This window comes from Limnoraphis robusta CS-951 (assembly GCF_000972705.2).
Map to the genome: position 1 here is coordinate 1 of NZ_LATL02000195.1, position 8,396 is coordinate 8,396.

Annotated in this window: 9 protein-coding genes; 2 read left to right on the forward strand and 7 right to left on the reverse strand. The window is 44.6% G+C overall.

The window, feature by feature from the left end:
• Nucleotides 1-257: 257 nt before the first annotated feature.
• From galE to petB, 5 genes are all read right to left on the reverse strand, one after another.
• On the reverse strand, nt 258-1,256 hold the full coding sequence (gene galE, locus WN50_RS16775) for a UDP-glucose 4-epimerase GalE (RefSeq protein ID WP_046279516.1): 999 nt from the start codon (nt 1,254-1,256) through the stop codon (nt 258-260).
• Between the two features lie 48 nt (nt 1,257-1,304).
• A complete protein-coding gene (locus tag WN50_RS16780; protein WP_046279517.1) occupies nt 1,305-1,676 on the reverse strand; it encodes a hypothetical protein in 372 nt (123 codons plus the stop codon).
• 45 nt (nt 1,677-1,721) lie between these two features.
• On the reverse strand, nt 1,722-2,891 hold the full coding sequence (locus tag WN50_RS16785; RefSeq protein WP_046279518.1) for a glycosyltransferase: 1,170 nt from the start codon (nt 2,889-2,891) through the stop codon (nt 1,722-1,724).
• A gap of 185 nt (nt 2,892-3,076) precedes the next feature.
• Entirely contained in the window at nt 3,077-3,559 is a 483-nt protein-coding gene (gene petD / locus WN50_RS16790; protein WP_046279519.1) for a cytochrome b6-f complex subunit IV, read from the reverse strand.
• 102 nt (nt 3,560-3,661) lie between these two features.
• Nucleotides 3,662-4,330 carry a cytochrome b6 gene (gene petB, locus WN50_RS16795; RefSeq protein ID WP_046279520.1) on the reverse strand — a complete coding sequence of 223 codons (669 nt, stop codon included), beginning with the start codon at nt 4,328-4,330 and terminating at the stop codon, nt 3,662-3,664.
• A gap of 566 nt (nt 4,331-4,896) precedes the next feature.
• Between petB and ctpA the strand changes: the two genes are divergently transcribed.
• Nucleotides 4,897-6,135, forward strand: coding sequence for a carboxyl-terminal processing protease CtpA (gene ctpA / locus WN50_RS16800; protein ID WP_046279521.1), 1,239 nt, complete (start codon nt 4,897-4,899; stop codon nt 6,133-6,135).
• Nucleotides 6,136-6,215: 80 nt separating this feature from the next.
• Here the strand turns inward: ctpA and WN50_RS16805 are convergent, their stop codons facing one another.
• Entirely contained in the window at nt 6,216-6,650 is a 435-nt protein-coding gene (locus WN50_RS16805) for a slr1601 family putative cell division protein (protein WP_046279522.1), read from the reverse strand.
• 287 nt (nt 6,651-6,937) lie between these two features.
• Nucleotides 6,938-7,033: a photosystem I reaction center subunit XII gene (psaM, locus tag WN50_RS32335; RefSeq protein WP_072075595.1), complete on the reverse strand. Its 96-nt coding sequence runs from the start codon at nt 7,031-7,033 to the stop codon at nt 6,938-6,940.
• A 415-nt stretch (nt 7,034-7,448) separates the two neighbouring features.
• On the opposite strand from psaM, the gene WN50_RS16810 reads away from it, so the two are divergent.
• Nucleotides 7,449-8,138 carry a TerC family protein gene (locus WN50_RS16810; RefSeq protein WP_046279523.1) on the forward strand — a complete coding sequence of 230 codons (690 nt, stop codon included), beginning with the start codon at nt 7,449-7,451 and terminating at the stop codon, nt 8,136-8,138.
• The last annotated feature ends 258 nt before the right edge of the window (nt 8,139-8,396 follow it).

Consider the following 8,396-nt stretch of genomic DNA (forward strand, 5'->3'; position numbering starts at 1 on the left):
AGTAGAGTTATTATAGCATTAGAAAGAGCCTTATATCCCCATACCTGAAGGTAGGGGCGTGTGCGGCAATTTTTGGTAAACCCGCCCTAACCCGTGAATTGCCCACAAAAAACGATTATAAACCCGCCCCGACAACAGGGGTGGCTGTCAACTTAAAAAGGGCGGGTTTATCGAGGTTATTTCTAACAGAGATAGATTTTTTCCGAACCCGCCCCTACAACCGTGTTCACTGGTTACTGGTGACTGTTCACTGTAAATTAACTGTGACGCTTTTGATGCCAATTCCAAGCGTGAGAAATAATCGCATTCAAGTCAGAATATTGAGGATTCCAACCTAAAATCTGACGGGCTTTTTCCGCAGTTCCTACTAAAGCAGGCGGATCACCCGGACGGCGATCGCATTCAACGGCTTTAATTTCTTTTCCGGTGATTTGTCGAGCGGTTTCGATTACCTCTTTCACAGAGAATCCATTCCCATTCCCCAGGTTAAAGACATCTGTTTTACCCCCGTTCAACAGATATTCTAGCCCTAAAACATGAGCCGTCGCTAAATCGGTAACATGGATATAATCTCTAACACAAGTTCCATCAAGCGTCGGATAATCTGTCCCAAAAATAGAAATAGACTCTCGTTTACCCAAAGCGGTGAGTAAAGTTAGAGGAATCAAATGAGTTTCGGGGTTGTGATCTTCTCCGAGTGAACCCTCTGGATCGGCGCCTGCCGCGTTAAAATAGCGGAACCAAACGGATTTAAAATCATAAGCCCGATCAAAATCCGATAAAATATGTTCGACCATTAACTTAGTCATCCCATAAGGATTAATGGGATTTTGGGGATGATCTTCAGGAATCGGAACCTGTTGAGGAACGCCGTAGGTCGCACAAGTAGACGAAAACACAAATTTATTAATCGAGGCGTCTTTCATCGCTTCTAAGAGCGTCAGCGTACCGATGACATTATTACGGTAATATTTATCAGGTGCCGATACAGACTCACCGACATAAGCATAAGCCGCGAAGTGCATCACCGCATCAATGCGGCGCATGGAAAACAGATTATCCAGCAGTTGGCGATCATTAGTATCCCCAATCACTAATTCTGCTTTGAGAACTTGTTCAACGATATCGCGATGACCGTAAACGAGGTTATCAAGAATAACAACTTCATAACCCGAACGTTGCAGAGCTAAAACCGCATGAGAACCGATATATCCGGCTCCGCCCGTTACCAGAACTGTTGGCTTGACTTGAGACACGTTAAATCCTAACTCCTATTTGAGCCGAACTGAATTTTAATTTTTTTATCAATCGTCCAATATCTGAGCCGAAACATCCACCGCTTGAACATCAATGGTTCCGGGTGGGGTTAAGCGATTAAAATGACCCTGTTCAACTTGAAGTGGCTCACCACAATTCGGACACTGGCACTGGGTTTGATTGAGTGCAGTAAATTCATAAGCACAGACTGGGCATTCATCTTGTATGAGATTTCGGCTTAACCACCACTGCACCCCAACAAACAAGAGGACAGGGATCAGGATTACAATCCCCACGAGGATAAGAATAGACCACCCCAAACCGATCGACGTCAGCAACCAAATCACTGCCAGGATAATCAGCCAGTTGCTTATCTTAGAAAAATTAAATTTTAGGATTCTAGGCCGTCCCTGGTTCACAGCGTTCTCCTTAAGCGTTCACCGATGGATAAATCATCCTTTCTTCTATGATACTACTGACAAATTCAGCAGTTTTTGGAGTTGCACCCGAAAGGCTTCTTGACCAAACTGTTCTAAACTTTGTTGTCGTAACCATTCACCCTGACAACGTTGGTCTTCCGCTTGCAAAATTTCAATACAAGCTTTGGCGACCGCATCGGCATCTCGGTGAGGAACTTGCCATCCTAAGTTTCCATCTTGCAAAGGATCAGCCGAACCGTCCGCATCACCCGACAAAACCGGAATGCCACAAGCCATCGCTTCTAAGTACACGATACCAAATCCTTCTTGAGATGGCATGATATAGGCATCAGCAACGCGATAATGTTCTACTAAGTCTTCAGTCGGGACAAATCCTGCAAAAATTACCTGATCTGCAACGCCTAATTCTTCGGCTAACTTCGCTAAACGCGGTTGGTCGTCTCCTCGTCCGATCACTAAATACTTAACATTTTTGATCGCTTGGGAAATCTGTGGTAAGGCTCTAATCGTAACATCTACGCCTTTATAGATATCTCCCGACCATAAACGCGCAACGGTCATTAAGATTTTGGCATTGTGTAAACCATATTTTTCGATCAGGTGGGGCGGTTTTGCACCGGGAGTAAAGCGATCGCCATCGACCATGCAGGGTAACAGTCTAAATTTTTCTGGGTTGAGTTGATTGGCTTGGCAGGCTCGATCTCGACTATAGCGGCTAATTGTCCAAATTTCGTCAGCTTTTTGCAGGGCGTTGCGATATTTGAGGGGAAGCGGTTCCCAGACTTCTTTTCCGTAGGTGAGTACGGTGTAGGGGACTCCAAAGGGTTGACAAATCACTTGGACGACACGCGCTAAATTAATATGACCACAAAATACCCGTTGAGGACGGTTTGTCAGTAAACATCCCAAAAGGGTTGAGGCGAGTCGAATGCGTCCGAGGGTCGGGACTTTCGTTTTGAGATAATGAAACTTAATATTGCTGTTTTCATAGGGGTTTGGGCATCCGGGAGCATCTCGCAACAGTAATATTTCACTTTGGAAGTTGGAAGAGGTGTCCAACTTTCCCCGAGGTTCAATCAGCTTAAGATAAGCATCTAAAATATCTTTAACATAGGACTGAATGCCTCCTTCACAAGAGAATATTTCCAGGAAGCACCACAAGAACGGGGGGTTGATATCTATTTTCTTGTCCAAGTTTTGTGATTATCGTGCTAATACAACTCTTTTTTACTCTATTACAGCAAATACTGGGTTTATTGGCATCAAAAAAACATAAAAATATTGATACCTGTGAAAGTTTCACTGATAGACTCTTGTACAGCCTACATTGAAACCCACAGGTATCTAAATACGTTACAAGATTTAGAGAATGCTAAAGCTTAGAACAAGCCCAAGGTCAGAGACTTATCAATTGGGAAAGTCGCTCCGATACCTAACCACAGGGTTGCAAATGTTCCAAACAGGAAAATAGCAGTTGCGACAGGACGACGGAAGGGGTTTTGAAACTTGTTAACATTTTCAATGAAAGGAACCAGAATCAAACCCAGAGGAATGGCAGACATCAGGGTGATTCCTAACAATTTGTTGGGGACAACCCGCAGCATTTGGAAGGAAGGCCACAGATACCATTCGGGGAGGATTTCCAAAGGCGTCGCAAACGGATCAGCCGGTTCACCAATCATCGCCGGATCAAGTACAGCTAAACCGACGATCAAAGCAAAGGTGCCGACAATTACCACCGGGAAGGTATAGAGTAGGTCATTCGGCCATGCGGGTTCACCATAGTAGTTATGGCCCATACCCTTGGCAAGTTTCTCGCGTAATACTGGATCACTGAGATCCGGTTTCTTTAATGTTGACATCGTTATACTGAGTCTCCTTTCTCAAGTAATTCGGTCACTAATGGTTCTAATTATGGTTTTGAGTGATGCTGATTAGTGTAGCAAAAACTACTCAACTTCACCTTACAACGGGCCTGAGATGCCTTGCTTACGGATCATTAAGAAGTGCATTAACATGAACACAGCAATCAGCCAAGGCAATACAAAGGTATGTAAAGTGTAGAAGCGGCTTAAGGTTGCTTGTCCAACGGCTGAACCTCCACGCATCAGTTCAACCAAAGTAGAACCAACGATTGGAATCGCTTCCGGTACTCCAGATACAATTTTAACCGCCCAATATCCCACCTGATCCCAAGGGAGAGAATATCCAGTTACCCCAAAGGAAACGGTGATCACAGCCAAAATAACACCTGTAACCCAGGTGAGTTCACGAGGCTTTTTGAAACCGCCTGTCAGGTAAACGCGGAAAACGTGCAGAATCATCATCAGCACCATCATACTGGCAGACCAGCGATGGATAGAACGAATCAGCCAACCGAAGTTGACTTCCGTCATGATGTATTGTACAGAAGTGAAAGCTTCTGTTACCGTCGGTCTGTAGTAGAAAGTCATCGCAAATCCAGTTGCAAACTGGATCAAGAAACAGACCAGCGTGATTCCGCCCAGACAATAGAAAATGTTGACGTGGGGAGGAACGTACTTGGTGGTAATGTCATCTGCGAGCGCCTGGATTTCTAGACGCTCGTTAAACCACTGAAATGCTTTTGATTCTTCTATTTCCTTTGAGAACATGAAGCTAGAATTCCTAAAAATGAATTGCTGTCTGGATTGGGTGATTCACCTCCTCCCACTGCCTACTCGTAGAGAGACGTGGGATACCTAAACCTCACAACTTTCGATTCTAAGGTTTTCGGCGCGAACTGAGATGAATTCAAGCTCAAAGCTTGTTTCGACTTAGCGCGGTCGATCACAGGCGAGGTTTCCGAAGTCTGTGGAACCGCTCCACTTGACTCTCTACTACTTTAGATCTTCTAAGCTAGCATAGAGACTACTAAATCTCAGAATCACTAAAGGATTAATATTCAGTTTACAAGAGTGACTGAGATAATGGTACAACTCCTCTGAGCTGGCAAGCAGATTGCCCTCAGTCATTTACCCATCCTTCAAAAATGTAACATAACTTTAACTATAATTTCACAAAACCATCAAGAATCAAGTGGTCTCAAACAGAGGTTAATCACGCTAAAGCCGTTGTATGCCAATCTGTACATCATTGCTGTCTCAGTCGATAGAGCCACTAGCTCCATTTCTGAGAACAGCTTGCCCAAAAGTCCAGGAAAACCTTAAAGTTAGGTAATATGCACAAAAGAGTTTTTCAGATTGTACTGGTCATTGTTCTGCAACTAACCGTAATTGTCGGAGGATGGACTGCGCCTGCATTGGCAATCACGGATGAACAAAAGCTGATCAGTGAAACATGGCGTATTGTCAACCGAGCCTACGTCGATGAAACTTTTAACCATCAAAACTGGTGGTTCATTCGCGAAAAAGCAATTCGTCAACCGTTAGAAAATAGAGAAGAAACTTATCAAGCCATCGAGAAGATGCTGGCGAGTTTGGACGATCCGTTTACCCGTTTACTTAAACCGAATCAGTATCGCAGCTTACAGGTGAGTACCTCGGGAGAACTAACAGGGGTGGGATTGCAAATTGCTCTTGATGCTGAAACTGGACAGTTAACGGTTATTGCTCCGATTGACGGTTCTCCGGCGGCTCAAGTGGGAATTCAACCTCGCGATCGCATTCTCAAAATTGATGACTTCTCGACGGCTGAACTGACTCTCGATGAAGCCGCAACCCATATGCGTGGGCCAATTGGTTCGACGGTGAGGCTAACGGTTGAACGGTTTGATACCCAGAAAATAGAGGAGATCGAACTCCAACGTGATCGGATTGCTCTCAATCCGGTATTTGCACAACTGCATTCTAAGTCGTCGGCGGTTCCGATTGGTTACATTCGCCTGAGTCAGTTTAGCGCCAATGCAACCGAGGAAGTCGCCAGCGCCATTCAAACTTTAAACCGTCAAGGGGCGAAAGCTTATATTCTCGATCTGCGAAACAATCCGGGTGGACTCTTGCAAGCGGGTGTTGAAATTGCCCGATTGTGGCTCGAAGAAGGAACAATCGTTTATACAGTCAATCGTCAGGGCGTTTTAGGGAGTTTTGATGCTGTGGGTTCATCACTCACCCAAGACCCTTTGGTGGTATTAGTCAATCAAGGAACAGCCAGTGCGAGTGAAATTCTCGCCGGAGCCTTGCAAGACAACCTTCGCGCTCAACTGGTGGGTGAAAAGACCTTTGGTAAAGGGTTAATTCAATCGCTGTTTGATTTGCCAGATGGTTCGGGATTGGCGGTAACGGTTGCCAAGTACGAAACCCCAGCTCACCATGATATTAACAAACTCGGGATTAAGCCGGATCAAATTGTGCCGACCAAAGCTTTAACCCGAAATCAGATCGCCACTGAAGCTGATCCTCAGTATCAAGCTGCTGTTGATCTATTGGTTTCTCAGTTTGCCCTAGCAGACGCTTCCTAGTTAGTCACCAGTGACCAGTGAACAGGTAAAAACTGATAACTGATAACTGTAAAAACTGATAACTGTTCACTGTTCACTGTTTAATGTAATCCTGCATATTCAGGAGAGTTAGCCGACTCTGTTTGCTCGACGGTAAAATCTTCTAGCCAAATCACCTGTCGCTGTCCGGGTGCAACTCTATTGCTATACTCCTGCATGATACTGGCCGTTTGTTGAGGATCGAAATGCCGATGGAAATCGGCTTGCTCTGCGCCTACTCGCTCTCGGGTTAACTTAACTTCAGATTGAATCTGACTAAGCTTTTCTTCGGCCGAACGATAGTAGGGCAAAATCTGCACTAAAGCAGAAACGACACAAGCTGAGAGTAAGACGTTTGTCACCAACTTCACACTGGCTTCGATCGCGTGCGCTCGGTGACGTTGAGAACGTCGTTGTTGTACGACTTGATGATTGAAGCGGCGACTCCGTAGTTGAACTGGGGGTTTAACCGGAGTAACGGGCTGAATCGCTTGCATATTCTTTCTCTATAACGGTATAAACTTTTACGAGTCCCCGGAGGTCAACCTCTAGGTTCCTCAATACCAGTTAAGCATACAAATAAAAGAACTGAGTATTCTGTGTTCACTTAGTCAAACAAAAACCGTCTCGACTGTTAAACAAGGTGAGTTAGAGCAATTGCTGGTTCAGCACGGATAGGGGTCTAGCTCAGTTTAACGGTCGAGAACAGCTTAATCCCTGAACTCCTGGGCTTGGGTGTGACACACAGAAGCCTTAATGTTTCAGGGATATCAATTGACGAGACTTACTTGTACAGTTCAGTTGCCAAGCGGAAAGCCATGATTCCCGGAAACAAAGCAATCACCAAAGCAACCAAGACTTGAGTATCTGATAGAGCCATCGTTAAAAAACTCCTTATTTTAGAGATCTATTGTTCACAAATTTCAGCTATATTGAGCTTTTTGGGAAGAGTTCGTAACAAGTTTAAACAAATTCTCGATTGCCTTTCGTTGATCCTCGGTCCCGAGTTGAGCTGTAATTCGCCAAAAGCTTGTCGTTGAAGCTGAGTTCCTAGTTAAACCGAAAGAAGTTTTGCCGCTTGCTTCAGCTTAACCCTGGTTTGTAAATTTTCAGCAACTTACGTTAAGATTATTGAAGTGTGTTCTCATTTGTCTGGGGTAAATGGGGATTAATGGCTTCTGGAGTTTAAGATGTTCACGCTCCCCCGATGGGGAAAAGTGCCAGCTTGGGAAGTGGTCTAAGTTTACCCGTTGTAAAAAAAAATACATACTATCATAGAATCAATAACATCGTAAATGTGGCATCAAGTGTTAGAAGTTTCTTCGCCCGAAGTGGGTCTTAATGTATTCTTTCTGCTGTTTATTCTGGTTGCTCTAGAGGCAGTGCTATCGGCTGACAATGCGATTGCACTCGCTTCAATTGCTGGTAGCTTAGAAGACAAGAGACTCCAGCGTAAAGCTCTCAACATCGGTTTAATATTAGCTTTTGTTTTACGAATCGCTCTGATTATTGCTGCGACTTGGGTTATCCAGTTTTGGCAATTTGAGCTAATTGGGGCATTATATCTATTGTGGTTGGTGTTTCAATACTTTACCAAAGAAGACGAGGATGAATCATCCGGTAGCAAACGCTTCTCTTCACTGTGGCAAGTCATTCCTTTGATCGCCATGACGGACTTAGCCTTTTCTCTCGATAGTGTCACCGCAGCGATCGCTGTTGCAGATGAAACTTGGTTGGTGATCGTCGGTGCTTCGCTTGGTATTATTGCTTTGAGATTTCTAGCAGGATTATTTATCCGTTGGCTCAAAGAATACAGCCATTTAGAAACCGCAGGTTATCTAACCGTTGGTTTAGTGGGACTGCGGCTACTGTTTCGAGTGGTAAATCCTCTCTATATTCCCCCAGAATGGTTGTTGATTGTCATAACGGTTGGGCTATTTGTTTGGGGATTTTCTGAGCGCCGAGTTTCCCGAAGTATGGAATAGCTTTGACTTTAGGGAAAGAAGGGATTGATGAGTTAATTTTCAACGAAAGCGCGGGAGTCCCCACGCTCAGTGAAGCGTAGCGAAACGGCGTGGGGAGGAATAGCGCAGCAATTGAGGGACTCGATGCCCCGAAAATTGCTACTTGACAATTCAGCTTCACCTTCGTTAAGCTAGAAAACATTTCGTGAAGGTTTATCTGTGAAGCAAGTTGTGACCGCCAAGTTCAAATTAGACCTGTCTCCAGAGCAAAAAGAAGCT